This is a genomic window from Blastococcus sp. SYSU DS0616, assembly GCF_054051015.1.
On the sequence record NZ_JBJHAJ010000011.1, the window covers coordinates 112,195 to 136,702 of the forward strand.

Below are 24,508 nucleotides of genomic sequence, written 5' to 3' on the forward strand. Positions count from 1 at the left end.
TTCCGCCGCAGCATGAGCACCCCCTCCCCGAAGGGTCGACTGACCCGTGACGAGGTGGCCCACCTGGCACACCTGTCCCGGCTCGCCGTGAGCGACGAAGAGCTGGATCTCTTCGCCGGCCAGCTCGCCGCCGTGCTGGACGCCGTGGCGCAGGTCGGCAAGGCCGACGTCGCCGAGGTCGCCCCGACCACGCACGCCGTGCCCATGACCAACGTCATGCGCCCCGACGCCGCCCGCCCGAGCCTGCCCCGCGACGTCGTCCTCGCCGGCGCCCCGGCCGCGGAGGACGACCGCTTCCGGGTCCCGCGAATCCTCGGGGAGGAGGCGTGACCATCCCGACCACGAGCGCCGCCGCGCTCAGCGAGGCGCTGCAGGCCGGCGAGGTGAGCGCGGTCGAGGTGACGCGCGCGTACCTCGACCGGATCAGCGACCAGGACGCCGTCATCGGCGCCTACCTGCACGTCGACGCCGAGGCCGCGCTCCAGGCCGCCGGCGAGGTCGACGCCGCCCGCGCCGCCGGGGCCGAGCTCGGCCCGCTGGCCGGCGTTCCTCTCGCCCTCAAGGACGTCGTCGTCACCGAGGGCGTGCCCACCACCAGCGGCTCCAGGATCCTCGAGGGCTGGCGGCCGCCCTACGACGCGACCGTCGCCGCACGGCTGAAGGCCGCCGGCACGGTGCTGCTCGGCAAGACCAACATGGACGAGTTCGCGATGGGCTCGTCCACCGAGAACTCCGCCTACCAGGTCACCCGCAACCCTTGGGACACCGACCGCATCCCGGGTGGCTCCTCGGGTGGCTCCTCGGCCGCGGTCGCCGCGGGGCTGGCCCCGTGGGCCATCGGCACCGACACCGGCGGGTCCATCCGCCAGCCGGCCGCCGTCACCGGGCTGGTCGGCCACAAGCCCACCTACGGCTCGGTCTCCCGCTACGGGCTGATCGCCTTCTCCTCGAGCCTCGACCAGGCCGGCCCCATGACGCGGACGGTGCTGGACGCCGCACTGCTGCACGAGGCCATCGCCGGGCACGACCCGCTGGACTCCACGAGCATCGACGCGCCGGTGCCCGTGCTGGCCGAGGCCGCGCGCCGCGGCGCCCAGGGGGAGCTGGCCGGGCTGAAGGTCGGCGTCGTCCGCGAGCTGGGCGGGGAGGGGCACACCGACGGCTACGAGGACGGCGTCCTCGCTCGCTTCCGCGAGACGGTGGCCCTGCTGGAGAGCATGGGCGCGGAGGTCCGCGAGGTCTCCTGCCCGGCGTTCGACCTCGCCCTGCCGGCGTACTACCTGATCGCGCCCAGCGAGGCGTCGTCCAACCTGGCCCGCTTCGACGGCGTCCGGTACGGCCTGCGGGTCGGTGACGACGGCAGCCGCGACCTCGACGAGGTCATGGCGCTGACCCGCGAGCAGGGCTTCGGCCCGGAGGTGAAGCGCCGGATCATCCTCGGCACCTACGCGCTGTCGGCCGGCTACTACGACGCCTACTACGGGCAGGCGCAGAAGGTGCGCACCCTGATCACGCGGGACTTCACCACCGCGTGGGACGACGTCGACGTGCTGGTCAGCCCGACCAGCCCCACCGTCGCGTGGTCGCTGGGTGACCGCGTCGACGACCCGATCGCCATGTACGCCGCCGACCTGTGCACGCTGCCGGCCAGCCTCGCGGGCATCCCGGCCATCTCGGTGCCGTGCGGGCTCTCCGAGGGCCTGCCGGTCGGCTTCCAGGTCATGGCGCCTGCCCTGGCCGACGACCGCTGCTACCGCGTGGCGGCCGCGCTGGAGGCGGCGCAGGACGCGGCGCGCGGCCACGCGCTGCTGGACGCGATCGGCGGCGCGGCGTGAACGGCCCGCTCAAGGCCGCCTGGGCCCTCACCGCCTTCGTCGTCCTCGCCGGGATCGTCGGCTGGGCCGTCACCGGCCGGGCCGTCTTCGCCGTCTTCCTGGTCCTCGGCGTGCTGACCGCCGTCGGCGCCGTGGTGACCGGCCGCCAGCAGCAGGGCCCTGCCGCCCCGAAGGAGAACGACCCCTCATGAGCGACACCCTGGTCGGCTTCGACGAGGTCCTGACCCGCTACGAGCCGGTCATCGGTCTGGAGACGCACGTCGAGCTGGGCACCGCGTCGAAGATGTTCTGCGGCTGCTCCACCACGTTCGGCGCCGAGCCCAACACGCAGACCTGCCCGGTCTGCCTGGGGCTGCCCGGCTCCCTGCCGGTGGTGAACGCTGCCGCCATCGAGTCGACGATCCGCATCGGCCTGGCGCTGGGCTGCCGGATCGCGGGCTGGTCGCGCTTCGCCCGGAAGAACTACTTCTACCCGGACATCCCCAAGGGCTTCCAGACCAGCCAGTACGACGAGCCGCTGTGCACCGCCGGGCACCTGGACGTCGAGGTCGACGGCGAGACCTACCGCGTCGAGATCGAGCGGGTGCACATCGAGGAGGACACCGGCAAGAACCTGCACGTCGGTGGCGCCACCGGGCGCATCCACGGCGCCGACCACTCGCTGGTCGACTACAACCGCGCCGGCATCCCGCTGGTCGAGATCGTCACCCGACCGATCCCGGGGACCGGCGCCAAGGCGCCCGAGGTGGCCCGGGCCTACGTCACCGAACTGCGCGAGATCCTGCTGACCCTCGGCGTCTCCGAGGTGCGCATGGAGCAGGGCAACCTGCGCTGCGACGTCAACACCTCGCTGGCGCCGATCGGCGGCCTCGAGTGGGGCACGCGCACCGAGACCAAGAACGTGAACTCGCTGCGCTCGGTCGAGCGGGCCGTCCGCTACGAGATGCGCCGCCAGGCCGCCGTCCTCGACGCCGGCGGGCGCATCGTGCAGGAGACCCGGCACTTCCACGAGGACACCGGGAGCACCTCGGAGGGCCGCAGCAAGGAGGAGGCCACCGACTACCGGTACTTCCCCGAGCCCGACCTCGTCCCGCTCGCCCCGGACGAGGAGTGGATCGAGGGCCTGCGCGCCGCGCTGCCCGAGCTCCCCGCCGCCCGCCGGACCCGGCTGCAGCAGGAGTGGGGCCTGTCGGCCACCGAGATGGCGTGGATCGCCAACGCGGGGGCCGTCGACCTGGTCGCCGAGACCGTCGCGGCCGGTGCCTCGCCCGCCGACGCCCGCAAGTGGTGGCTGGGCGAGCTGGCCCGCCGGGCCAACGACGCCGGCGTCGAGCTCACCGAGCTGCCGGTCACGCCGCGACAGGTCGCGGAGCTGGCGGGCCTGGTGCAGGCCGGGACGGTCAACGACCAGCTCGCCCGCCAGGCGCTCGACGGCGTGCTGGCCGGTGAGGGCGACCCGGCGGCGGTCGTGGAGTCCCGCGGCCTCGCGGTGCTGGGTGAGTCCGACGAGCTGGTCGCCGCGGTGGAGGCCGCCATCGAGGGCAACCCCGACGTCGCCGAGAAGGTGCGCGGCGGCAAGGTGCAGGCGATCGGGGCTCTGGTGGGTGCGGTCATGAAGACCACCCGCGGCAAGGCCGACGCCGCCACCGTCAAGCGGATGCTCGAGGAGCGGCTCGTCTCGTCCTAGCCTCTGCGGCGTGGAGCTGCCCGAGGTGGTGCTGCGGCCGCTGCGGCGGTCGGACCTCCCACTGCTGGCCCGATGGCTCGCCGAGCCTCTCGTGGCGCGGTGGTGGGACGACGACCCCGCAGCGGTGGAGGCGCAGTACGGGCCCAGCATCGACGGCATCGACGCCACCTCGGTGTACCTCGGCGTGCACGACGGCGAACCGTTCGGTCTGGTGCAGGTCTACCGCTTCGACGACGAGCCGGAGTCCCTCGCCGAGCTCAGCGCGGTGTGCCCCGTGCCGCCGGGGGCGCTGAGCATCGACTACCTGGTGGGGGAGCCGTCGGCCCGCGGCCGGGGGCTCGGTGCCGCGCTGATCGCGGCGGCCGTGGCGCGCGGCTTCGCCGACCACCCCGACGCACACGACGTCCTGGTGCCGGTGGTGGCGGCCAACGAGGCCTCCTGGCGGGCGCTGCGGCGGGCGGGCGCGACCTGGTACGCGGAGGGGGAGCTGACCCCGGACAACCCGATCGACTCCCGGCTGCACGTCGTCCACCGGTTCGTGCGCTGATCCCTACAGCGGCGAATTCGGCTGGCCGCCGGGGGGACGGATCCGCAGCACCTTGTCGTCGTCGTCGGCGGGGGTGCCGAGGCCGTCGCGGTTGGACGTCGTCACCCAGAGCGCGCCCTCGGGGTCGAGGACGACGGTGCGCAGCCGGCCGTAGCTGCCGACGAGCACCTCGTCGGCGGCCCCCTCGACCGGGACGCCGTTCTCGTCGAGCGTGATCACGTGCACCCGCTGCCCGTCGAGCGCGCCCAGGAACACCGTGCCGTTCGCCGCCGCGCAGCCGCCGAGACCGCCCTCCTCGGCCGGGATCGGCAGCAGGAGCGTGCCGACGCCCCCCTCCTGGACGACGTCGACCTCGTCGGGGCCCTGCCGTGACTCGTCGGTGGCGTAGAGCCGCTCGCCGTCCTGGCAGAGTGCCGTCACGTCGCGGTACCCCCGGCTGTGCACCGGGCTGCTCCCACCGACCGCGCGCCCGAAGACGTCGATGCGCAGCACCTTGCCGGCCAGCGAGTCCGGGTCGGCGGCGAGCGCCGGGTCCCCGGCGTCCCCGGTGCCGACGTAGAGGTGGCCGTCGGCTCCGGTGAGCAGGCCGCCGCCGTTGCCCGTCTCACCGCGCGGGATGCCGGTCAGCACCGGGTTTGGCGTCCCGCCGACGGGGAACCGCACGACGCGGTTGTCGGTCGCGGTGGTGACGTAGGCGAACAGCAGCCCGTCCTCCGCGAAGGTGGGGGAGAGGGCGAGGCCCAGGAGCCCGCCGTCACCACTGGTGTCCAGCTCCGGAACGGTCATGAGCTCCCGCGCCGGCGACCGGTCGGGGAAGACCTGCAGCAGGCGGCCGGTGTCCCGCTCGCCCACGATCGCCGACCCGTCGGGCAGCACGACCAGTCCCGTGGGCACGCTGAGCCCGGTGGCGACGACGTTGGGGTCGCCGACCTCCTCGCCCGAGCCCGGCTGGGCGGGGTCCGCCGGCGGCGGCAGGGTTGCCGGGGGCGGACCCACCTGGGGCGGGGGGGCTTCCGGCAGCGGCCGGAACGGGCCGGCGGGCTCGTAGCCGCCCCCGCCGCAGCCGGCCAGCAGCACTCCGGCGAGGAGTGCGGTGACCACCCGCGGCGCGCTCCGCGCCCTCCTCGGTCTCACCGGGCCCAGGGTACGTGCGGCGGATGCGCTGTCGGCGTGCGCGCGTGCGACCGGGGCTGGCTAGCGTGAGGCGGTGACGACGCTCGAGCTGACGGCCGACGAGACGCTGCACGTGCTGGTGCCCTCCCGGCGCCTGGCGGAGGTGGTGGAGGCGCTGTCGCCGCGGGTGCGGGCGCACCGGGTGGCGCCGGCGGACGGCCCGCCCCGCGGCGAGCCCGCGCAGGCCCAGGTCTGGGTGGCCGGCGGTGGCTCCGCGCCGCCGCCGGACGGCTTCCTCGACGCGTTGCCGCGGCTGCGGCTGGTGCAGCTGACCAGCGCCGGGGCGGAGGGGTTCGCCGGGCGCATGCCCGAGGGCGTCGTGCTCTGCAACGCCCGGGGCGCGCACACCCCGGCGACCGCCGAATGGGTCGTGGCGGCGACTCTCGCTGCCCAGCGCGGGCTGCCGTTCTTCGTCCGTGAGCAGGAGGCCGGACGGTGGTCGTTCGCCACGCACCGGTCACTGGTCGGCGCGCGGGTGCTGGTCGTCGGCGCCGGCGACATCGCGATCACGGTGGGCCGGATGCTCGCCGGCTTCGACGTGCGGCTGACCTACGTGGCCCGCCGCCCGCGCGAGGGCGTGCGCACGGTGGCCGAGCTGCCGGAGCTGCTGCCCGCAGCCGACGTCGTCGTGCTGCTCGTCCCCCTGACCCCGGAGACCACCGGGCTGGTCGACGCGCGCTTCCTGGCCGCCATGCCCGACGGTGCCCTGCTGGTGAACGCGGCGCGCGGGCCGGTCGTGGACACGGGGGCCCTGCTGGCCGAGCTCTCGTCCGGGCGACTGCGCGCGGCCCTCGACGTCACCGATCCCGAGCCGCTCCCGGAGGGCCACCCGCTGTGGGATGCGGCGAACCTGCTGCTCACCCCGCACGTCGGCGGGGAGGTGCCGGCGACCCGTGAGCGGGCCACGGCGGCGGTCACCGAGCAGATCGGCCGGATCCTCGCGGGTCGGCCGCTGGCCAACGTCGTCGGCGACTACTGACCCACGGGGCGGGCGGAAGGATCGTCGAGGCGCCCGCCCGAGGCAGCGGCCAGGCGGGGCAGGTCACGCACCCGCAGCACCGGCAGCCGCACCTCGGTCGACCTCGTCGTCACCAGCCACAGCTCCCCCCGCCGGCCGAGACGGATGCCCGCCAGCTCGGGCCAGGGCACGGTCCGGGATCCCACGAGCGAGCGTGCGGTGATGCCGCGGTCGTCGACGTCGACGCCGGTCCGCAGGACCCAGGCGGCCACGGCCACCGGGACCAGCAGCAGCAGGAGGGTCCACGGGCTCACGAGGGCGGTGGGGAGGATGCCGAGGGCCAGCAGGATCACGGGCAGCAGCGCGCTCCGGTTCATCCGGAAGCGGGCAGGAGGGGTCACGGAGGGCGATCCTCCCACCCGCGCCCCCCGGTCGGTCCGGCGACGGGCCTACCATCGCCGCTCGTGACGATCGGCGAGGACCTCATCCCCGGAAACGAGCCAGCGAGCGCGACGCACAGCCCGCTCAAGCCCCGCAGCTACGAGGTGACCGACGGGCTGGCGAAGGCCCCGGCGCGGGCGATGCTGCGTGCGGTCGGGATGGGGGACGACGACTTCGCCAAGCCGCAGATCGGCGTCGCGTCCTCCTGGAACGAGATCACCCCGTGCAACCTGTCGCTGGACCGGCTGGCCAAGCGGGCCAAGGAGGGGGTGCACGCCGCCGGCGGCTTCCCGCTGGAGTTCGGCACCATCTCGGTCTCCGACGGCATCTCCATGGGCCACGAGGGCATGCGCGCCTCGCTGGTGTCCCGCGAGGTCATCGCCGACTCGGTCGAGACCGTCATGTTCGCCGAGCGGCTGGACGGCTCGGTGCTGCTGGCCGGCTGCGACAAGTCCCTGCCGGGCATGCTCATGGCCGCCGCGCGCCTGGACCTGGCCAGCGTCTTCCTCTACTCGGGCTCCACGATGCCGGGCAAGCTCGGTGACCGGGACCTGACGATCATCGACGTCTTCGAGGGCGTCGGGGCCTGCGCCCGCGGGCTGATCACCCAGGACGAGCTCGACGCGATCGAGCGCGCCGCCTGCCCCGGCCAGGGCTCGTGCGGGGGCATGTACACCGCCAACACGATGGCCAGCGTCGCCGAGGCCCTGGGCATGGCGCTGCCCGGCAGCGCCGCCCCGCCGGCCCCCGACAACCGGCGCGACGCGTACGCGGTCGCCTCCGGTGAGGCGGTGGTCAACCTGCTGCGCAAGGGCATCACCGCGCGCCAGATCATGACGAAGAAGGCGTTCGAGAACGCGATCACCGTGGTCATGGCGCTCGGCGGCTCGACCAACGCCGTCCTGCACCTCATGGCGATCGCGCACGAGGCGCAGGTGGACCTCGAGCTCGAGGACTTCAACCGGATCGGCGACCGCACCCCGCTCCTGGCCGACGTCAAGCCCTTCGGCCGGTTCGTCATGACCGACGTCGACCGCGTCGGCGGGGTCCCGGTGGTCCTGCGCGCCCTCCTGGACGCCGGTCTGCTGCACGGCGACGTGCTCACCGTCACCGGGAAGACGATGGCCGAGAACCTGGCCGACATCGCCCCGCCGGACCCCGACGGCGCGATCATCCACGCGATGAACGACCCGATCCACGCGACCGGTGGGCTCTCGGTGCTCCGCGGTTCGCTGGCCCCCGAGGGCGCGGTCGTGAAGTCGGCCGGCTTCGACGCCGACGTGTTCGAGGGCACCGCCCGCGTGTTCGACGGCGAGCAGGGGGCCATGGACGCCGTCACCGAGGGCACGCTGCAGGCCGGCGACGTCGTCGTCATCCGCTACGAGGGGCCGCGGGGCGGCCCGGGCATGCGCGAGATGCTCGCGGTCACCGGCGCGATCAAGGGCGCGGGACTCGGCAAGGACGTCCTGCTGCTCACCGACGGCCGGTTCTCCGGCGGCACCACCGGCCTGTGCATCGGCCACGTCGCCCCGGAGGCGACCGACGGGGGCCCGATCGCCTTCGTGCGCGACGGCGACCGCATCCGGCTGGACCTGACGACCCGCACGCTGGACCTGCTGGTCGACGCCGACGAGCTGGCCCGCCGGGCCGAGGGCTGGGAGCCGCTGCCGCCGCGCTACACCACCGGCGTGCTCGGCAAGTACGCCAAGCTCGTCGGTTCGGCCGCCCAGGGCGCCATCTGCGGCTGACCCCCCTTGGGGTGACCCCGGGACGGTGGCGGCTCCACCGCCCCGGGGTCCTTGCCGACCACAGGGTCGTGGACTCCGACGCGCGGCGACGGGACGGCGGTGCGCCGTCGGTGCCCGAGCCGTTCGCGGCGCTCCCGTTCGCCGCGCCGCTGCGCACCTGCCCGATCGGCCTGCTGCCGTCGGCCGCGTCCGCGCGGGAGCGGCGGGAGTCGGTGGTCCTCTACGTCGCGCTCGCCGTGCTGGCGCTCTGCGGCGGTATCGCCCGGCCCGGCCTGGGCGCGGGCGCCGAACGCCTGCTGACCGTCCTCCTCGCGGGCGCAGCACTCGCCACCGCCCTCGTCGTCCAGAGGCACGCGGCCCGGCTGGACCCCGCCGCCCGCCGGCCGTGGCAGGCGGTGGCGGCGGCCGGCGTGCTGCTGGCCGCCGGCCGCCTCCTTGGCACCGTGGACGGCGCGCTGGTCCACGTCCCGCAGGTGCTCGCGCTGCCGCTCGGCCTCGCGGCCTGCTTCCTGCTGCTGCCGCGCCGGAGCGGGCGGGCCGGCGTGCGGGAGCTGCTCGACGGCGCCATCGTGCTGGTCGCGGTCGTGCTCCTCACCGGGCTCGTGCTCTCCCGGTCGGGCGTCCGCGGCGGCGGCGTCACCGGCGTGCTGCAGAACATGGGGTACCCCGCCGCGGGTGCGCTGCTGTGCGCGGTGGCGCTCGTGGTCGTCACCCGCGCGCCCGCGTCCCGCCGGCGCCCGGCGGTGTGGCTGCTGGTCGCGGCGGTGGGGACGGCGGTCCTCGGGGTCGCGCCCGCCTTGGCCCATGTGCTGGGGGAGCGGCCCGCGGACCTGCTGGTCAGCATCGCCTGGTCGGGGATGCTCGCCGCCGGCGTCCGGGCCGTGGACACCGATCCCGGGCGGCTCCCCGCGCAGGGCAGGGATGCCGACGGCCTGCCGCTGTTCGGCCTGGCCGTCAGCCACGCGTCGGCCTACGGGGTCGCCGGCGTGGTCATCGTGGTGCTGACCGCCGGGCACGTGTTCACCCGGCTCGAGCAGGTGGCGCTCGGGTTGCTCATGGTCTGCACTTCGATCCGCAGCCTGCTGTGGGTGGTCGACGGTGGGCGGCTCACCCGCCGGGTGCTGCAGACCGAGGCCTACTTCCGTGCGCTGGCCGCCAGCGCCGAGGACGTCACCGTGGTGCTGGACGGCGGCGGCCGGATCCGCTGGGTCTCCGGCGCGGCCGACGGTCAGCTCGGGTGGCCCGAGCGGGAGCTCACCGGTCGACTGCTGGCCGACCTGGTCGACCCCGACGACCACGTGGTGCTCGAGGACGTGCTCGGCGGACGGGTGCCGGCGGACCCCGCCGCACTGCCGCCGACCGTGCGGCTGCGCACCCGCGCCGGGGACCGGCGCGACGTCGAGCTCGCCGGCGCCGCGCGGGCCGGGGTGCCGGGGACCGGGCTGCGGGAGGGCCTGGTCCTCCACCTGCGCGACGCCACCGCTCGCCGGACCACCCAGCGGGAGCTGGAGCGCATGGCCTACACCGACTACCTGACCGGGCTGCCCAACCGCGCCCGGTTCCTCGCCGCCCTGGAGGACGCGCGGCTACGCGCCGCCGAGGGGCACGCGGGCTGCGTGCTGCTGGTCGACCTCGACGGCTTCAAGGCCGTCAACGACGTCGCCGGGCACGAGGCCGGCGACCAGTTGCTCGTCCAGGTGGCCGACCAGCTGCGCGACGGCGCCCGCGCGCAGGACCTCGTCGCCCGCCTCGGTGGGGACGAGTTCGCGCTGCTGGTGCCCGGGGGGCTCGGAGAGGCGACCGGGCTCGCCGAGCGGCTGGTCGTGGCGCTGGACCGACCGTTCCGTGCGCCGTCGGCCGACGGGCAGGGCAGCGGCCCGCGGTTCGCCGTCTCGGGGAGCATCGGCCTGGCCGAGCTCGATCCCGTCGCCGACGCGTCGGACACCGTCCGGCAGGCCGATCTCGCCCTGCGGGCGGCCAAGGCCGCGGGCAAGCGCTGCGTGCGCTCCTCGGGCGAGGCGATCGACGCGGCGCTGGTCCGCCGCACCCGGCTGGCCCGGGACCTGCCCACGGCGCTCGCCGAGGGCCAGCTGCGCGTGCTGTACCAGCCCGTCGTCGGGGTGCACGACCGCCGGGTGCTCGGGCTGGAGGCGCTCGTGCGCTGGGAGCACCCGCTCCTGGGCACCGTGCCGCCGGACGAGTTCATCCCGCTGGCGGAGGAGGACGGGCTGATCGTGCCGCTCCAGCGCTGGGTGCTCGGGGTGGCGACGGAGCACGCGGCCGTGCTCCTGGCCGACGGCTGGGACGTGCAGATGGGCGTGAACGTCTCGGTGCGCCACCTGCAGGCCGGCTGCCTGGCACCGGACGTGGCCGCCGCGCTCACCGCCGCCCAGCTGCCCGCCGGCAAGCTGGTCCTGGAGATCACCGAGTCCGTGCTGCTGGACGTGCACGAAGGGGTGCTCGGCGACCTCGAGACGCTCCGCGGCATGGGCGTCGTCCTCTCCCTGGACGACTTCGGGCGGGGGTGGTCCTCGCTGGCCTACCTGGCGCGGTTGCCGGTGCAGATCCTGAAGATGGACCGCGAGTTCGTGGCCGGCATCGAGACCGGTCCCCGGGGGCGCGCGCTCGTGGCCGCCGTCGTGGAGCTCGGCCGCACGCTCGGCATGGACGTCGTCGCGGAGGGCGTGGAGACCGAGGCGCAGATGGCCCACCTGCAGGCCATGGACTGCCGCTACCTGCAGGGCTACCTCTTCGGGCGGCCGATGCCGTTCGCGGAACTGCGGGCGCTGCTCGCCTCGTTCGACGACTCCATCCTCGACGCGGCCGAGCCGGGACCGCCGAATCTGGACGCCGGTGTCCACCTGGTGGGACGCGGCGGTTGACGCAGGGGCGTCGGCAGGCGCACAGTGTCCCCGTGCCTCGCACCCTCATGCTCGCCGACGCCCGCACCCTCGGCGTCCTCGTACTCGCCTAGCGCGTCCGGTCACCGACCGACGCGCTGACCCTTCGTGCCCGGGGCACGAGGGGTTTTTTGTTGGCCGTGATCCGCCGCACAGCGAGCACGCCGCCCGTCGCACCAGCCCGCACCACGCCGCAAGGCACAGGAGATCCGCGCGATGACCAGCACCCCGAACGAGGCCCCCCACTCCGAGGCCGCCACCCGCGAGGCCGCCGCCGCGCTGACCGGCGTCGAGACCACGGCCCGCTCCGTGGCCGAGGCCACCGCCCAGCCGGCCACCGGCATCACCGGCGCGCAGAGCCTCGTCCGGTCCCTCGAGGCGGTCGGCGTCGACGTCGTCTTCGGCATCCCCGGCGGGGCGATCCTCCCGGCGTACGACCCGCTGTTCGACTCGCACGTCCACCACGTCCTCGTCCGGCACGAGCAGGGCGCCGGGCACGCGGCCACCGGGTACGCCCAGGCCACCGGCCGGGTCGGCGTCTGCATGGCCACCTCCGGCCCCGGCGCCACCAACCTGGTGACCCCGCTCGCCGACGCCTACATGGACTCGGTCCCGATCGTGGCGATCACCGGCCAGGTCCCGAGCGCGGCCATCGGCACCGACGCCTTCCAGGAGGCGGACATCCGCGGCATCACGATGCCGGTGACCAAGCACAACTTCCTGGTGACGACGGCGGAGGAGATCCCGCAGCGCATCGCCGAGGCGTTCCACCTCGCCTCCACCGGCCGCCCCGGCCCCGTCCTGGTCGACATCCCCAAGGACGTCCTGCAGGCGACCACCGACTTCACCTGGCCGCCCCGGCTCGACCTCCCGGGCTACAAGCCGACGACGCGCCCGCACGGCAAGCAGGTCCGCGAGGCGGCCGGCCTGATCGCCGGCGCCCGTCGCCCGGTCCTCTACGTCGGCGGCGGGGTGCTCAAGGCGCAGGCGACCGCGGAGCTGGCCGAGCTCGCCGAGCTGACCGGCGCCCCCGTCGTCACCACCCTGATGGCCCGGGGGGCGTTCCCCGACAGCAGCCCCCAGCACCTGGGCATGCCGGGCATGCACGGCACGGTCGCGGCGGTGACCGCCCTGCAGAAGTCCGACGTGATCGTGGCGCTCGGGGCGCGGTTCGACGACCGGGTGACCGGCGAGCTCTCCAGCTTCGCGCCCGGCGCCCTGGTCGTCCACGCAGACATCGACCCCGCCGAGATCGGCAAGAACCGCAAGGCCGACGTGCCGATCGTGGGCGACGCCAAGGAGACCATCGCGCAGCTGGTCGAGGCCCTGCGCGCCGAGCACGCGGCCGGCCGCACGCCGGACCTGGCGGCGTGGTGGGCGCAGCTCGACGACTGGCGCGAGCGCTACCCGCTCGGCTACGACTGGCCCGAGGACGGCGCGCTGTCGCCGCAGTACGTCATCGAGCGACTGGGCGCGATCGCCGGTCCGGAGGCGATCTACACCTCCGGCGTCGGTCAGCACCAGATGTGGGCGGCCCAGTTCATCAGGTACGAGAAGCCGGGCACCTGGCTCAACAGCGGTGGCCTCGGGACCATGGGCTATGCCGTCCCGGCGGCGATGGGCGCCAAGTACGGCTGCCCCGACACCACCGTGTGGGCCATCGACGGCGACGGCTGCTTCCAGATGACCAACCAGGAGCTCGCCACCTGCGCCATCGAGGGCATCCCGGTGAAGGTCGCCGTCATCAACAACGGCAACCTCGGCATGGTCCGGCAGTGGCAGACCCTCTTCTACGAGGGCCGCTACTCCAACACCAAGCTGCACGCGCGCAACCCCGACGGCTCGCCCAAGCCGGTGCGCATCCCCGACTTCGTCGCCCTGGCGGAGGCGCTGGGCTGCGTCGGGCTGCGGTGCGAGAGCAAGGACGACGTCGACGCCGTCATCGAGAAGGCCATGGCCATCAACGACGCGCCGGTGGTCATCGACTTCGTCGTCGGGGCCGACGCCCAGGTGTGGCCGATGGTCGCCGCCGGCGCCAGCAACGACGCGATCCTGGCCGCGCGCGACCTGCGCCCGGTCTTCGGCGACGGCCAGGTCTGAGGAGCGCACCCATGTCCCGTCACACACTGTCGGTCCTCGTCGAGAACAAGTCGGGTGTGCTGGCCCGCGTCTCGGCGCTGTTCAGCCGTCGCGGCTTCAACATCGAGTCCCTCGCCGTCGGGCCGACCGAGAACCCCGACCTGTCCCGCATGACGATCGTCGTGGACGCGGAGAGCCAGCCGCTCGAGCAGATCACCAAGCAGCTCAACAAGCTGATCGAGATCATCAAGATCGTCGAGCTGGACGGCGAGGCCGCCGTGCAGCGCGAGCTGCTGCTCGTGAAGGTGCGCGCGCCGATGGCCGAGCGCACCCAGGTGCTGCAGACCGCCGAGCTGTTCCGCGCCCGCGTCGTCGACGTCAACCCCGACACGGTGACCCTCGAGGCCACCGGGACGCCCGACAAGCTCCAGGCCCTGCTGGCCGTGCTCGCCCCCCTCGGGATCAAGGAGATGGCCCAGTCGGGGACCGTCGCCCTGGGCCGGGGGCCGCGGGCGATGTCCGGCGCCGGTACCTTGCGCCCGGTCGAGCGCACCGCCTGAGCAAGGACCCCGTCGCCCCCCACGACGCGCTCCGCACGCCGCGGGCCCCTGCGACGGGGCCGTTCCAGCACGTCACCTACCGAAGGGAACAACCACCAGCATGGCCGCCGAGATCTTCTACGACGACGACGCCGACCTCTCGATCATCCAGGGGCGGACCGTCGCCGTCCTGGGCTACGGCAGCCAGGGGCACGCCCACGCGCTGTCGCTGCGCGACTCCGGCGTCGACGTCCGCGTCGGCCTGCCCGAGGGGTCCAAGAGCCGGGCGAAGGCCGAGGCCGAGGGGCTGCGGGTGGTCACGCCCGCCGAGGCGGCCGCCGAGGCCGACCTGATCATGATCCTGGCGCCGGACCACGTGCAGCGGCACCTCTACGCCGAGTCGGTGGAGCCCAACCTGCAGGACGGCGACGCGCTGTTCTTCGGCCACGGCTTCAACATCCGGTTCGGGTACATCAAGCCCCCGGCCGGTGTCGACGTCGCGATGGTCGCCCCGAAGGGCCCCGGCCACCTGGTGCGCCGCGAGTTCGAGAACGGCAAGGGCGTGCCCTGCCTGATCGCCGTGGAGCAGGACGCCAGCGGCAGCGCGCAGGCGCTCGCGCTCTCGTACGCGAAGGGGATCGGGGGCACCCGCGCCGGCGTCATCAAGACCACCTTCGCCGAGGAGACCGAGACCGACCTGTTCGGTGAGCAGGCCGTCCTGTGCGGTGGCGCCAGCGCGCTGATCACCGCCGGGTTCGAGACGCTGACCGAGGCCGGCTACCAGCCGGAGGTCGCCTACTTCGAGTGCCTGCACGAGCTGAAGCTGATCGTCGACCTCATGTACGAGGGCGGCATCGCCAAGCAGCGCTGGTCGGTGTCCGACACCGCCGAGTACGGCGACTACACCTCCGGGCCCAAGGTCATCGACGCCCGGGTCAAGGAGTCGATGAAGGAGGTCCTCGGCGCGATCAAGGACGGCTCCTGGGCCGCGGCCTTCATCGCCGACCAGGACGCCGGCGCGCCCGACTTCAAGGCCAAGCGGGCCGCCGCCGAGGCGCACCCGATCGAGGAGACCGGGCGCAAGCTGCGTGGGCTGATGAGCTGGGTCTCGGCGTCCGACGACTACACCGGTACGGCCGCCCGCAACTGATCCGGGCCGCACGACGACCACGGCCCCCGCTGCGCACGCAGCGGGGGCCGTCTCGCGTGGGGTGGGGACTCAGACGGACTGGCCCCGGGCCGCGAAGTACTGCTGGGACTGGCCGCTGCGCAGCAGCACGACGATGAGGACCGGCAGCACGAAGCCGAGCAGCCCGGTGAAGATGAAGCCCTCCTCCTGCACCAGGCTCCAGAGCAGGTACAGCAGCTGCAGGCCGATCGACGCGTAGCTGCCGAGGAGGAGCAGCTTCGGGTCCTGGCCACGCAGCACCTGGATGCCGCCGATCAGCAGGACGACGGCGGCCGCGAACGACAGCAGCGCCAGGATGCCCAGCAGGACGTCGACCTCGAAGACCGCACCGATCGCGAAGAGGGTCAGCAGTCCGCCGAGGGTCCCGAGCCCGCCGATGACCACCCCGATGACGGCGGCCGCCGTCACCTGACCCGGGCGCTGGCCGGCGGGCGCCTGCCCGTAGCCGGCCGGGGCGGCGGGGTAGCCACCGGGCTGCTGGCCGTACCCCTGGCCGTAGCCCTGGCCCTGACCGTAGCCCTGGCCGGGCTGCTGGCCGGGCGGCGGGCCCCAGCCGGGCTGCCCCTGCGGCGACCCTCCCTGCGGGTGGTCGGGCTCGGAACCGGGCGTGGGGCCGGACATCGCAGCTACCTCCTGCTCGAGGGATCCGTCGGGGCCGACGGACGCGGGTTGTAGCAATCCTCACACCTGCAGGGGGGCCTGGCAGACCGGAACGGGCCGTTCCGGCCGGAAGCACCCGGTTCAGTGACCGGTACGCCGGTAGCGGTGCGCGGCGAAGAACTGCGTGGCCGGCTTCATGGCCAGCAGGACGACGATCGCCAGGGCAGCCAGGAAGAAGATCAGGTTCACCACGACATCGCCGGCGGTGCCGTCGGCCAGGGTGCCGAGCAGGCCGATGGTGGTGAAGGCCAGGGCGATCGAACCGCCGACCAGCAGCGGCACCCGGCTGCGACCGGTGAGGGCCCAGACCGCCCCCCAGATCATGACGACGGTCCAGGCCAGGGCCAGCACACCGAAGCCGATCAGCACGCCCCCGACGGCACCGGTCACCGCCCCGAAGCCGGGGATCTCCTCGTCCAGCCCGCCGCCGGCGCCGCTGGCGGCCGCGCCCACGACGAAGAGGAAGAAGGTGACCAGCAGCCCGATGGCGCCGTAGACGAAACCGAGCACGGCCGCGGTGATCACGCCGGCCGGCTTGGCGGGGACGCCGGGAGCGCCGTACGGGCCGTACGGCTGCGGGTACTGCTGACCGTAGGGGGCCGGCGTGCCGTACCCCGGCTGGCCGTAGGGGCTCTGCCCGTACTGCTGCTCCCCGTACTGGGGCTGCCCGTACTGGGGCTGGCCGTAGGGGCTCTGCCCGTACTGGTGCTGCCCGTACTGGGGTTGCCCGTACTGCTGCTGCCCGTACTGGCCCTGCCCGTGTTGCTGCTGACCGTGCTGGGGCTGCCCGTGCTGCTGCTGCCCGTACGGGGGCTGGCCGTGGTCCTGCCCGTTCCCAGGAGCGGAGGACTGGGGATCGTTTCGACCCTGGTCGTCGGACTGGCTCACTGTTCTCCTCCGTCGGGGCCGGCCCGCGCCGGCTTCGGTGCCCAGGATGTCGGTGCGCCCACACGGGGGCAAGGACCCGGCGGGGTGGGGCCACGCGCGGCCCGGCCCGCCGAACACCCCACCCCCTGACCTAGGGTCCCTTCCCATGCGCCTGGCAGTGATCCCCGGAGACGGCATCGGACCCGAGGTCGTGGCGGAGGGACTCAAGGTCCTCCGCGCGGTCGCCCCCGACCTGGAGACGACCCCCTACGACCTGGGTGCCGCGCGGTGGCAGCGGACGGGGGAGCTGCTGCCCGACACGGTGCTCGACGAGCTGCGCCGGCACGACGCGATCCTGCTCGGTGCCATCGGTGACCCGAGCGTGCCCCCGGGCATCCTCGAGCGCGGGCTCCTGCTGCGGCTGCGCTTCGAGCTGGACCACCACGTCAACCTGCGCCCGGCGAAGCTGTTCGACGGTGTGCGCAGCCCGCTGGTCGAGCCCGGCCCGATCGACATGCTGTGCGTCCGCGAGGGGACCGAGGGTCCCTACGTCGGCAACGGCGGTGTGCTGCGCAAGGACACCGCGCAGGAGATCGCCACCGAGGTCAGCCTCAACACCGCCTTCGGGGTGGAGCGGGTCGTCCGCTACGCGTTCGAGCGGGCCGTGGCGCGCCCGCGCAAGCACCTGACGCTGATCCACAAGACCAACGTGCTGACCCACGCCGGCGGGCTCTGGTCGCGGATCGTGGAGGAGGTGTCGGTCGAGTTCCCTGAGGTCACCGTCGCCTACCAGCACGTCGACGCCGCGTCGATGTTCTTCATCACCGACCCGGGCCGCTACGACGTCATCGTCACCGACAACCTCTTCGGCGACATCGTCACCGACGTCGCAGCCGCCGTGACCGGGGGCATCGGCCTGGCGGCCAGCGGCAACCTCGACGCCTCGGGGGCCAACCCGAGCATGTTCGAGCCGGTGCACGGCTCCGCCCCCGACATCGCCGGTCAGGGCATCGCGGACCCGACCGCGACCGTGCTCTCGGTCGGGCTGCTGCTGGAGCACCTGGGCCGTACCGAGCAGGCGCGCAAGGTGGACGCCGCCGTCGCCTTCGACCTGTCCACCCGCGACCCGCGGGCGACGATCCGCACGTCCGACGTCGGCGACAGGCTGGCCGCTCTCGCCGGCGGCTGACCTTCCGGCCGGCGCTACGGTCGGGTCGTGGGGACGCCGGTGGTCGGGCTGGGCGCATGGTGCGACCTGGTGACCGAGGAGGAAGCCCGCCGACGGCTGCTCGCCGGCGCCGAGGGCGACGACGCGCGGGCGGGCGAGCGCGCCACCTCGCGGTGGGGGTACGCGCCGTACGTGCCGGCCCCCGACGAGCCGGTCCTCGATCCGGGCGGCATCTCGTTCCGCGTCGAGGAGTTCGCCGTCCTGGCGGACGGGCGCCGCATCCGGCTGCACGACGAGCGGGGGTTCACGCTCGGCGGCGGTGCGGACCCGTGGCAGGGCCTGACCCTCGCGCACCTGGCCGACGACGTGCGCACGACCGTGCTCCCGGACGATGCGGAGGACACCGGCGAGGACCACCCCTGGGAATGGCTCGCCGAGCTGCTGCGCGCCGCGGGTGTCGAGGTCGTCGCGGAGGACCTCCGGGGTCTGCCCTACGACGTCGAGTTCAGCGACCGGCTGCGCGCCCGGGTCCCCGACCGGGGGTGACGTCTCAGCCCTCCGGAGGCTGCTCGCGCAGCAGGTCGCCGACCGGCACCGGGAGGACGGCGCGCCCGGTCTCGCCCGGGGCGGGCCACTCCGGGCGCACCGTGCAGCCGGCGGGGGAGGACTCCACCAGCACGACCGGCTGCCAGGTCCAGTCCTCGCCCGGCTCCCCGGCCGCGACGGTGCCGACGGGGAACGGCTCGGGCAGCCGGGCCCACCACCGCCGGTCCAGTGCGCGCAGCCCCTCGGTGCGCAGCAGCGCCGCGGCGTCGCCGGGGGACCGGGGGCCGGCCAGGGGAGCGCCGGTGAGCAGCACCGGGCGCACCTGGCCGGCGGCGCCGTCGGGTGCCAGCCAGCCCACCAGCTCGCCGTCGACGGGGCGGTGCACGGGGGTCCACTCGGTCGGGATCACCAGGAGTGGGTACCAGCGCAGGCGGTGGCCCGTCGCCCGGTTTCCGGGACGGGGGTGCCGCGCACCGCGCCTCCCGTGCTTTCATGGTCGGCGATGCACACCAGCGGCACGATCATCATCGCCTAGCGCGCAGTCACCTCCCCGACTGCGCGCAGACCTCCCGTACCCGGGGGGTCTTTTTCGTGTTCGGCCCTTGCCATCCCCGGGAGACACCGTGACCACCGAGACCGACTTCCACGTCTTCGACACCACGCTGCGCGACGGCGCCCAGCGGGAGGGGGTCAGCTACTCGGTCGCCGACAAGCTGGCGGTGGCCCGGCTGCTCGACGAGATCGGGGTCGGGTACATCGAGGGTGGCTGGCCGGGTGCCCTCCCCAAGGACACCGAGTTCTTCGCCCGGGCGCGGACCGAGCTGAAGCTCGAGCACGCCCAGCTGGTGGCGTTCGGGTCCACCCGCAAGGCCGGCGTCGCGGTGGCCGACGACCCGCAGGTCCGCGCCCTGCTCGACGCGGAGACGCCGGTGGTCTGCCTGGTGGCGAAGTCCGACGTGCGGCACGTGCGGGAGGCGCTGCGCACCACCCTGGAGGAGAACCTGGCGATGGTGGCCGACACCGTCGCCTTCTTCGTCGCCGCCGGCCGGCGGGTGTTCCTCGACTGCGAGCACTTCTTCGACGGCTACGCCGCCGACCCGGACTACGGGGTGCGCGTGCTGCAGGCGGCGTTCGACGCCGGGGCGGAGGTGGGCGTCCTGTGCGACACGAACGGCGGCATGCTGCCCATGGGGGTGGGGCGTGTGGTCGCCGACGTGGCATCCCGCGTGGACGGCAAGCTGGGCATCCACTGCCAGGACGACACCGGGTGCGCCGTGGCCAACACCCTGGCCGCGGTCGAGGCCGGCGTCACCCACGTGCAGGGGACGGCGAACGGCTACGGGGAGCGGGCCGGCAACGCCGACACGTTCGCGCTGATCGCCAACCTGGTCACCAAGATGGGCATCCCCGCGGTGCCCGCCGAGTGCCTCCCGGAGCTGCAGCGGGTCAGCCACGCGATCGCCGAACTGGCCAACATCGCCCCCGACGACCACCAGCCCTACGTGGGCGCCTCGGCGTTCGCGCACAAGGCGGGGCTGCACGCCAGCGCGATCAAGGTCAGCCCGGAGCTGTACAACCACCTCGACCCCGCGGTGGTCGGCAACGACATGCGCATCCTGGTCACGGAGATGGCCGGCCGGGCGTCGGTCGAGCTGAAGGGGCGCGAGCTGGGCGTGGACCTCTCCGGCCAGTCCGACGCCATCGGCCGGGTCGTGGACCAGGTCAAGGTGCTGGAGGCCGACGGCTGGTCCTTCGAGGCCGCCGACGCCTCCTTCGAGCTGCTGCTGCGCGCCCAGCTGCCGGAGGCGCCGCCGCCCCTGTTCGAGCTGGAGAGCTACCGCACCTCCGTCGAGCACTGGGGCAACGGCGTCGTCGTCAGCGAGGCGACGGTGAAGGTGCACGTCGACGGCGAGCGGATCATCAGCACCGGCGAGGGCAACGGCCCGGTGAACGCCCTGGACAACGCGCTCCGCCAGGCGCTGGTGCACCGCTACCCGCAGCTGGCCGACGTCTCCCTGGCCGACTACAAGGTCCGCATCCTGGGGTGGAAGGGCGGCACGAGCGCCACCACCCGCGTGCTCATCGACACCACCGACGGGGTGGGGGAGTGGACCACCGTCGGCGTCCACGCCAACATCGTGGAGGCGTCGTGGCACGCGCTCGTCGACGCGCTCACCTACGCGGTGATCCGCCGGCCTCAGCCGTAGCGGGCGACGAAGTTCGCCAGCAGTCGGCCGGGCGCGGTCACCACCGCGGGGGTCAGCCGTTCGACGACCGCCTCCACCTCGCTCGGCGCGAAGTAGCCGGCGTGCTGGTAGATGCGCACCCGCTGGACGATCCCCGCCACGTCGAGCTCCGGGTGGAACTGCGTGGCGTAGACGTTCTCCTTCACCTTGAACATCTGCACCGGGCAGGTCTCGGACGAGGCCAGCAGCACCGCGGTCGGTGGGAGGACGCGGCATGCCTCCTTGTGGCCGACGAAGGCCGCGAAGCGGTCGGGCACCCCGGCCAGCAGCGGGTCCTCCCGCCCCTCCGGGGTCACCGTCACCTCCACCGCCGACACCGGCTCGCCGAACGCGCGGTCCACGACCCCGCCCTGGTGGGTGCCGAGGGTGCCGATCCCGTAGCAGGCGCCGAAGAACGGCAGGTCCCGGTCGACGATCTCGTCGAGCAGGCCGCCGACCTCGCGCTCCACCCGCACCTGGACGGCCGACTTCTCCTCGTCGGAGGAGTTGAACGGTCCGCCGCCGAGGAAGACGCCCGCGTAGTCGTCGAGGTCGATCGCAGGCAGCGGCCCCGTCTCCAAGCGGATCCGGTGCAGGCGCCGAGCAGGCAGCGCGGTGCACCGCAGGAACGAGGCGTACTCCTCGTCGGCTGCCTGGTCCTCCGGGCGGGAGGACAGCAGCAGGAAGGGCCGCACCTGAGCTGTCAGCGCGGCTGGATCTCACCCATCGGGCCCCACCCGGCGACCTCGGGCGCGTCCACGTAGATGATCTGCGGCTGCGCCGACACCAGGTCCGGCGCCTGCTCGACGAAGCGCTTGAAGGCGTCGGTGGCCACGTGGGCGGCGCCCGCGTCTGCGTCGCGGAAGCCCTCGACGCAGACGTAGGTGTCGGGCTCCTCCAGGCTCCGCGACCACTCGAAGAACAGCGAGCCCTCCTCGGCATTCACCGCGCGGGCGTAGTCGGCGGCCAGCCCGGTCCACTCGTCGGCGCGCTCGGGACGGACGGGGAACTTCACGACGATCAGGATCACGGTCACATTGTCGGCCTCCGGCCGACACCGCGGCCAGTTGCCGTCCCCCTGACGGGCGGAGCGGCTCCGTCGCGGCTGCCCGGGACCCTCCGGGCCCCACTCGCCGCGATACCGCGGCCAGTTGCCGTCCCCCTGACGGGCGGAGCCGCGCTACCTACAGCGGCTCCAGCCGCGTCCTCAGCAGGCAGAACTCGTTGCCCTCCGGGTCGGCCAGCACGTGGAAGCTCTCGTCGCCGGACTGCCCGACGTCGGCCGGTGTCGCGCCCAGGTCGAGCAGCCGTTGCAGCTCGGCGGCCTGGTCGCGGTCGGTCGGGTTGACGTCGATGTGCAGCCGCACCTTGCCCGGGGTGGGCTCGGCCACCGGCTGGAAGATGAGCGTGGGCGCCGGCCCGCCGAATCCCGCCTCGGGCCCGATCTCGACCTCGCCGTTCTCCTCCCGTCCCAGCACCCGGTAGCCCAGCACCGCCGCCCAGAAGGCGGCGAGGGACTCGGGGTCCCGGCTGTCGAGGACGAGTTCGCTGAACCGGCAGGCCATGGGCGGACGATAGGCAGAACGGCGCGCGACTAACCTCGGCTCGTGCGCATCGTCCGTTTCGCCTCTCCTCAGGGCATGTCCTTCGGCGTCCTCGACGGGGACGGCCAGGTCGCCCAGATCGAGGGCCACCCCTTCGGCCAGATCTCCTTCACCGGTACCCGCTACGCGCAGGCCGACATCCGGCTGCTCTCGCCGATCCTGCCGAGCAAGGTCGTGTGCGTCGGGAAGAACTACGCCGAGCACGTCAAGGAGATGAACACCGGGGAGGCCCCGAAGGAACCGCTGCTGTTCCTCAAGCCCTCGACGTCGGTCATCGGCCCCGGCGACGCCATCCGCATCCCGCCCGGCAGCACGAACGTGCACCACGAGGTGGAGCTCGCTGTGGTGATCGGCGCCCGCGGGGCCCGCAACGTCACGCCGGAGCAGGCGCTGGGCAGCGTGTTCGGCTACACGATCGGCAACGACGTCACCGAGCGGGACATGCAGCGGAGCGACGGGCAGTGGACCCGCGCCAAGGGCTTCGACTCCTTCTGCCCGCTCGGGCCGTGGATCGAGACCGATCTGGCCGGCATCGGCCTCGACGCCGGCGACCTGGAGGTGACCTGCGACGTCGACGGCGAGCGCCGCCAGTCCGGGCGCACCAGCCAGCTGCTCTTCGCCGTCCCCACGCTCATCTCCTACATCTCGCAGGTGATGACGCTGCTGCCCGGCGACGTGGTGCTCACCGGCACCCCCTCGGGCGTGGGCCCGATCCGCCCCGGCCAGACCGTGGCGTGCAGCATCCAGGGCCTCGGCACGCTGACCAACACCGTGACGGCGGCCGACGCCGTCTCGACGGCCGGTGGCGCCCGATGACCGTGCGCACCCGCTTCTGCCCGTCGCCAACCGGGCTGGTCCACGTCGGGCTGATCCGCACGGCCCTCTTCAACTGGGCGCACGCCCGCCACCACGGCGGCACGTTCGTCTTCCGCATCGAGGACACCGACGCCGCCCGCGACTCCGAGGAGTCCTACCGGCACCTGCTCGACAGCCTGCGCTGGCTCGGGCTGGACTGGGACGAGGGGCCGGAGGTCGGGGGCCCGAACGGCCCGTACCGGCAGTCCGAGCGGCACGACGTCTACCGGGAGGTGGCCGCGAAGCTGCTCGAGGCCGGCCACGCCTACGAGTCGTTCTCGACCAACGAGGAGGTCGACGCCCGGCGCCGCGCCGCCGGCGAGGACCCCAAGCTCGGCTACGACAACCACGACCGGTTCCTCACCGACGCCCAGAAGCAGGCCTTCCGCGACGAGGGCCGGTCCCCGGTACTGCGGCTGAAGATGCCCGACGAGGACCTCAGCTGGACCGACCTGGTCCGCGGGGAGGTGCGCTTCGCCGCGGGTGCGGTGCCCGACTTCGTGCTCGTGCGCGGCAACGGCGCCCCGCTCTACCCCTTCGTGAACCCGGTCGACGACGCCCTGATGGGCATCACCGACGTCCTCCGCGGCGAGGACCTGCTGCCCTCGACCCCGCGCCAGCTGGCCCTGTACGCGGCGCTCACCGACATCGGCGTTGCGCAGGGCACCCCCCGGTTCGGCCACCTCCCGCTGGTCACCGGCGAGGGCACCAAGAAGCTGTCCAAGCGCGACCCCACGTCCAATCTCGACGTCTACCGGGAGCGCGGCTTCCTCCCCGAGGGGCTGGTCAACTACCTCGCGCTGCTGGGCTGGTCGATCGCCGACGACCGCGACATCTTCTCGGTCGTTGAGATGGTGGAGGCGTTCGACGTCACGAAGGTGAACGCGAACGCGGCGCGGTTCGACCTGAAGAAGGCCGAGGCGATCAACGCCACCCACCTGCGTTCCCTGCCGGTCGAGGAGTTCACCGCCCGGGTGGTGCCGTACCTGGCGGGCGCCGGGCTGGTCGCCGAGCCGCCCACCGCCGAGCAGGAGTCGGTGCTGCGGGCGATCGCGCCGCTGGCCCAGGAGCGCATGGTGGTGCTCTCCGAGGCCGTCGGGCTGCTGGGCTTCCTGTTCGTCGACGAGGTCACCATCGACCCACAGGCGGCGGAGAAGCAGCTCGCGGGGGACAGCGCGGTCGAGGTGCTGGACGCGGCGGAGGCGGCGCTGCGCGAGCTGCCGGAGTGGACCACCCCGGCCATCGAGCAGGCGCTCAAGGACGCGCTGGTCGAGGGCCTGGGGCGCAAGCCGCGGCAGGCCTTCGGGCCGGTGCGGGTCGCCGTCAGCGGGCGCACGGTGTCCCCGCCGCTGTACGAGTCGATGGAACTGCTCGGGCGCGAGCGGACGATGGCCCGGCTCGCGGCGGCCCGCACGGTGGCGACGGCGGGATGACCTTCCAGGGGACCGGTGGCGGTCCGGCCGACGAGCCGTACGCCGGACCGCCAC

General features: G+C 73.9%; 23 protein-coding genes and 1 pseudogene. 16 read left to right on the top strand and 8 right to left on the bottom strand.

What is annotated here, in order from left to right; translation table 11 throughout:
* Positions 1-12 precede the first annotated feature (12 nt).
* The 5 genes from gatC to ACI79K_RS10595 are packed head-to-tail and all read left to right on the top strand — an operon-like array spanning position 13 to position 4,069.
* Entirely contained in the window at positions 13-330 is a 318-nt protein-coding gene (gene gatC / locus ACI79K_RS10575; protein WP_456588867.1) for an Asp-tRNA(Asn)/Glu-tRNA(Gln) amidotransferase subunit GatC, read from the top strand.
* Positions 327-1,835 carry an Asp-tRNA(Asn)/Glu-tRNA(Gln) amidotransferase subunit GatA gene (gatA, locus tag ACI79K_RS10580; protein ID WP_456597980.1) on the top strand — a complete coding sequence of 503 codons (1,509 nt, stop codon included), beginning with the start codon at positions 327-329 and terminating at the stop codon, positions 1,833-1,835. Before gatC ends, gatA begins: the two co-directional genes overlap by 4 nt.
* Positions 1,832-2,026 carry a hypothetical protein gene (locus ACI79K_RS10585; protein ID WP_456588865.1) on the top strand — a complete coding sequence of 65 codons (195 nt, stop codon included), beginning with the start codon at positions 1,832-1,834 and terminating at the stop codon, positions 2,024-2,026. The genes gatA and ACI79K_RS10585 overlap by 4 nt, the downstream gene beginning before the upstream one ends.
* Positions 2,023-3,522 (top strand): Asp-tRNA(Asn)/Glu-tRNA(Gln) amidotransferase subunit GatB, encoded by a 1,500-nt coding sequence (gene gatB, locus ACI79K_RS10590; protein ID WP_456599666.1) that lies wholly within the window; start codon positions 2,023-2,025, stop codon positions 3,520-3,522. The genes ACI79K_RS10585 and gatB overlap by 4 nt, the downstream gene beginning before the upstream one ends.
* Positions 3,523-3,532: 10 nt before the next feature.
* Positions 3,533-4,069 (top strand): GNAT family N-acetyltransferase, encoded by a 537-nt coding sequence (locus tag ACI79K_RS10595; protein ID WP_456599667.1) that lies wholly within the window; start codon positions 3,533-3,535, stop codon positions 4,067-4,069.
* 3 nt (positions 4,070-4,072) lie between these two features.
* Here the strand turns inward: ACI79K_RS10595 and ACI79K_RS10600 are convergent, their stop codons facing one another.
* Entirely contained in the window at positions 4,073-5,203 is a 1,131-nt protein-coding gene (locus tag ACI79K_RS10600; RefSeq protein ID WP_456588862.1) for a PQQ-dependent sugar dehydrogenase, read from the bottom strand.
* Between the two features lie 73 nt (positions 5,204-5,276).
* Between ACI79K_RS10600 and ACI79K_RS10605 the strand changes: the two genes are divergently transcribed.
* On the top strand, positions 5,277-6,221 hold the full coding sequence (locus tag ACI79K_RS10605; RefSeq protein WP_456599668.1) for a 2-hydroxyacid dehydrogenase: 945 nt from the start codon (positions 5,277-5,279) through the stop codon (positions 6,219-6,221).
* Here ACI79K_RS10605 and ACI79K_RS10610 read toward each other — a convergent pair.
* On the bottom strand, positions 6,215-6,601 hold the full coding sequence (locus tag ACI79K_RS10610; protein ID WP_456588860.1) for a PH domain-containing protein: 387 nt from the start codon (positions 6,599-6,601) through the stop codon (positions 6,215-6,217). The two genes, ACI79K_RS10605 and ACI79K_RS10610, sit on opposite strands and share 7 nt — an antisense overlap.
* Positions 6,602-6,664: 63 nt before the next feature.
* On the opposite strand from ACI79K_RS10610, the gene ilvD reads away from it, so the two are divergent.
* The 5 genes and pseudogenes from ilvD to ilvC all read left to right on the top strand — a co-directional run.
* Positions 6,665-8,389 (top strand): dihydroxy-acid dehydratase, encoded by a 1,725-nt coding sequence (ilvD, locus tag ACI79K_RS10615; RefSeq protein WP_456588859.1) that lies wholly within the window; start codon positions 6,665-6,667, stop codon positions 8,387-8,389.
* A gap of 68 nt (positions 8,390-8,457) precedes the next feature.
* Positions 8,458-11,271, top strand: a complete 2,814-nt coding sequence (locus ACI79K_RS10620) for a putative bifunctional diguanylate cyclase/phosphodiesterase (RefSeq protein ID WP_456599669.1) — start codon at positions 8,458-8,460, stop codon at positions 11,269-11,271.
* 234 nt (positions 11,272-11,505) lie between these two features.
* The gene (locus ACI79K_RS10625; RefSeq protein ID WP_456599670.1) at positions 11,506-13,389 is read left to right on the top strand and encodes an acetolactate synthase large subunit; all 1,884 of its coding nucleotides are present in this window, start codon (positions 11,506-11,508) and stop codon (positions 13,387-13,389) included.
* An 11-nt stretch (positions 13,390-13,400) separates the two neighbouring features.
* Entirely contained in the window at positions 13,401-13,928 is a 528-nt protein-coding gene (gene ilvN, locus ACI79K_RS10630; RefSeq protein ID WP_091933248.1) for an acetolactate synthase small subunit, read from the top strand.
* A gap of 82 nt (positions 13,929-14,010) precedes the next feature.
* Positions 14,011-15,057, top strand: a pseudogene (gene ilvC / locus ACI79K_RS10635) (ketol-acid reductoisomerase); the annotation flags it as partial.
* 69 nt (positions 15,058-15,126) lie between these two features.
* On the opposite strand, the gene ACI79K_RS10640 reads toward ilvC, so the two are convergent.
* Positions 15,127-15,717, bottom strand: a complete 591-nt coding sequence (locus ACI79K_RS10640) for a hypothetical protein (RefSeq protein WP_456599671.1) — start codon at positions 15,715-15,717, stop codon at positions 15,127-15,129.
* A 120-nt stretch (positions 15,718-15,837) separates the two neighbouring features.
* Positions 15,838-16,644 (bottom strand): hypothetical protein, encoded by an 807-nt coding sequence (locus ACI79K_RS10645; protein WP_456599672.1) that lies wholly within the window; start codon positions 16,642-16,644, stop codon positions 15,838-15,840.
* Positions 16,645-16,789: 145 nt separating this feature from the next.
* On the opposite strand from ACI79K_RS10645, the gene ACI79K_RS10650 reads away from it, so the two are divergent.
* Both ACI79K_RS10650 and ACI79K_RS10655 read left to right on the top strand, forming a co-directional pair.
* The gene (locus ACI79K_RS10650; protein WP_456588854.1) at positions 16,790-17,812 is read left to right on the top strand and encodes a 3-isopropylmalate dehydrogenase; all 1,023 of its coding nucleotides are present in this window, start codon (positions 16,790-16,792) and stop codon (positions 17,810-17,812) included.
* 27 nt (positions 17,813-17,839) lie between these two features.
* Positions 17,840-18,337, top strand: a complete 498-nt coding sequence (locus ACI79K_RS10655; protein ID WP_456588853.1) for a hypothetical protein — start codon at positions 17,840-17,842, stop codon at positions 18,335-18,337.
* Between the two features lie 4 nt (positions 18,338-18,341).
* On the opposite strand, the gene ACI79K_RS10660 is transcribed toward ACI79K_RS10655, so the two are convergent.
* Positions 18,342-18,746, bottom strand: a complete 405-nt coding sequence (locus ACI79K_RS10660) for a hypothetical protein (RefSeq protein WP_456599673.1) — start codon at positions 18,744-18,746, stop codon at positions 18,342-18,344.
* Positions 18,747-18,960: 214 nt separating this feature from the next.
* Here ACI79K_RS10660 and cimA point away from each other — a divergent pair, with 214 nt between their 5' ends.
* On the top strand, positions 18,961-20,544 hold the full coding sequence (gene cimA, locus ACI79K_RS10665) for a citramalate synthase (protein ID WP_456588851.1): 1,584 nt from the start codon (positions 18,961-18,963) through the stop codon (positions 20,542-20,544).
* Here cimA and ACI79K_RS10670 read toward each other — a convergent pair.
* The 3 genes from ACI79K_RS10670 to ACI79K_RS10680 all read right to left on the bottom strand — a co-directional run bounded on the left by ACI79K_RS10670 (position 20,535) and on the right by ACI79K_RS10680 (position 22,127).
* The gene (locus ACI79K_RS10670) at positions 20,535-21,257 is read right to left on the bottom strand and encodes a glutamine amidotransferase (RefSeq protein WP_456599674.1); all 723 of its coding nucleotides are present in this window, start codon (positions 21,255-21,257) and stop codon (positions 20,535-20,537) included. The genes cimA and ACI79K_RS10670 overlap by 10 nt on opposite strands.
* Positions 21,258-21,265: 8 nt before the next feature.
* A complete protein-coding gene (locus ACI79K_RS10675; RefSeq protein ID WP_456588849.1) occupies positions 21,266-21,592 on the bottom strand; it encodes a putative quinol monooxygenase in 327 nt (108 codons plus the stop codon).
* 154 nt (positions 21,593-21,746) lie between these two features.
* Positions 21,747-22,127 carry a VOC family protein gene (locus ACI79K_RS10680; protein ID WP_456599675.1) on the bottom strand — a complete coding sequence of 127 codons (381 nt, stop codon included), beginning with the start codon at positions 22,125-22,127 and terminating at the stop codon, positions 21,747-21,749.
* Between the two features lie 42 nt (positions 22,128-22,169).
* On the opposite strand from ACI79K_RS10680, the gene ACI79K_RS10685 reads away from it, so the two are divergent.
* Positions 22,170-22,982, top strand: a complete 813-nt coding sequence (locus ACI79K_RS10685; protein WP_456588847.1) for a fumarylacetoacetate hydrolase family protein — start codon at positions 22,170-22,172, stop codon at positions 22,980-22,982.
* Positions 22,979-24,454, top strand: a complete 1,476-nt coding sequence (gltX, locus tag ACI79K_RS10690; protein ID WP_456599676.1) for a glutamate--tRNA ligase — start codon at positions 22,979-22,981, stop codon at positions 24,452-24,454. The genes ACI79K_RS10685 and gltX overlap by 4 nt, the downstream gene beginning before the upstream one ends.
* The last annotated feature ends 54 nt before the right edge of the window (positions 24,455-24,508 follow it).

Excerpts from the sequence above, each read along its gene's own strand:
- gatB (WP_456599666.1), top strand. The coding sequence starts at position 2,023 with ATGAGCGACACCCTGGTCGGCTTCGACGAGGTCCTGACCCGCTACGAG.
- ACI79K_RS10640 (WP_456599671.1), bottom strand. The coding sequence starts at position 15,717 with ATGTCCGGCCCCACGCCCGGTTCCGAGCCCGACCACCCGCAGGGAGGG.
- gatC (WP_456588867.1), top strand. The coding sequence starts at position 13 with ATGAGCACCCCCTCCCCGAAGGGTCGACTGACCCGTGACGAGGTGGCC.
- ACI79K_RS10680 (WP_456599675.1), bottom strand. The coding sequence starts at position 22,127 with ATGGCCTGCCGGTTCAGCGAACTCGTCCTCGACAGCCGGGACCCCGAG.
- ACI79K_RS10650 (WP_456588854.1), top strand. The coding sequence starts at position 16,790 with ATGCGCCTGGCAGTGATCCCCGGAGACGGCATCGGACCCGAGGTCGTG.
- gltX (WP_456599676.1), top strand. The coding sequence starts at position 22,979 with ATGACCGTGCGCACCCGCTTCTGCCCGTCGCCAACCGGGCTGGTCCAC.
- ACI79K_RS10625 (WP_456599670.1), top strand. The coding sequence starts at position 11,506 with ATGACCAGCACCCCGAACGAGGCCCCCCACTCCGAGGCCGCCACCCGC.
- ilvN (WP_091933248.1), top strand. The coding sequence starts at position 13,401 with ATGTCCCGTCACACACTGTCGGTCCTCGTCGAGAACAAGTCGGGTGTG.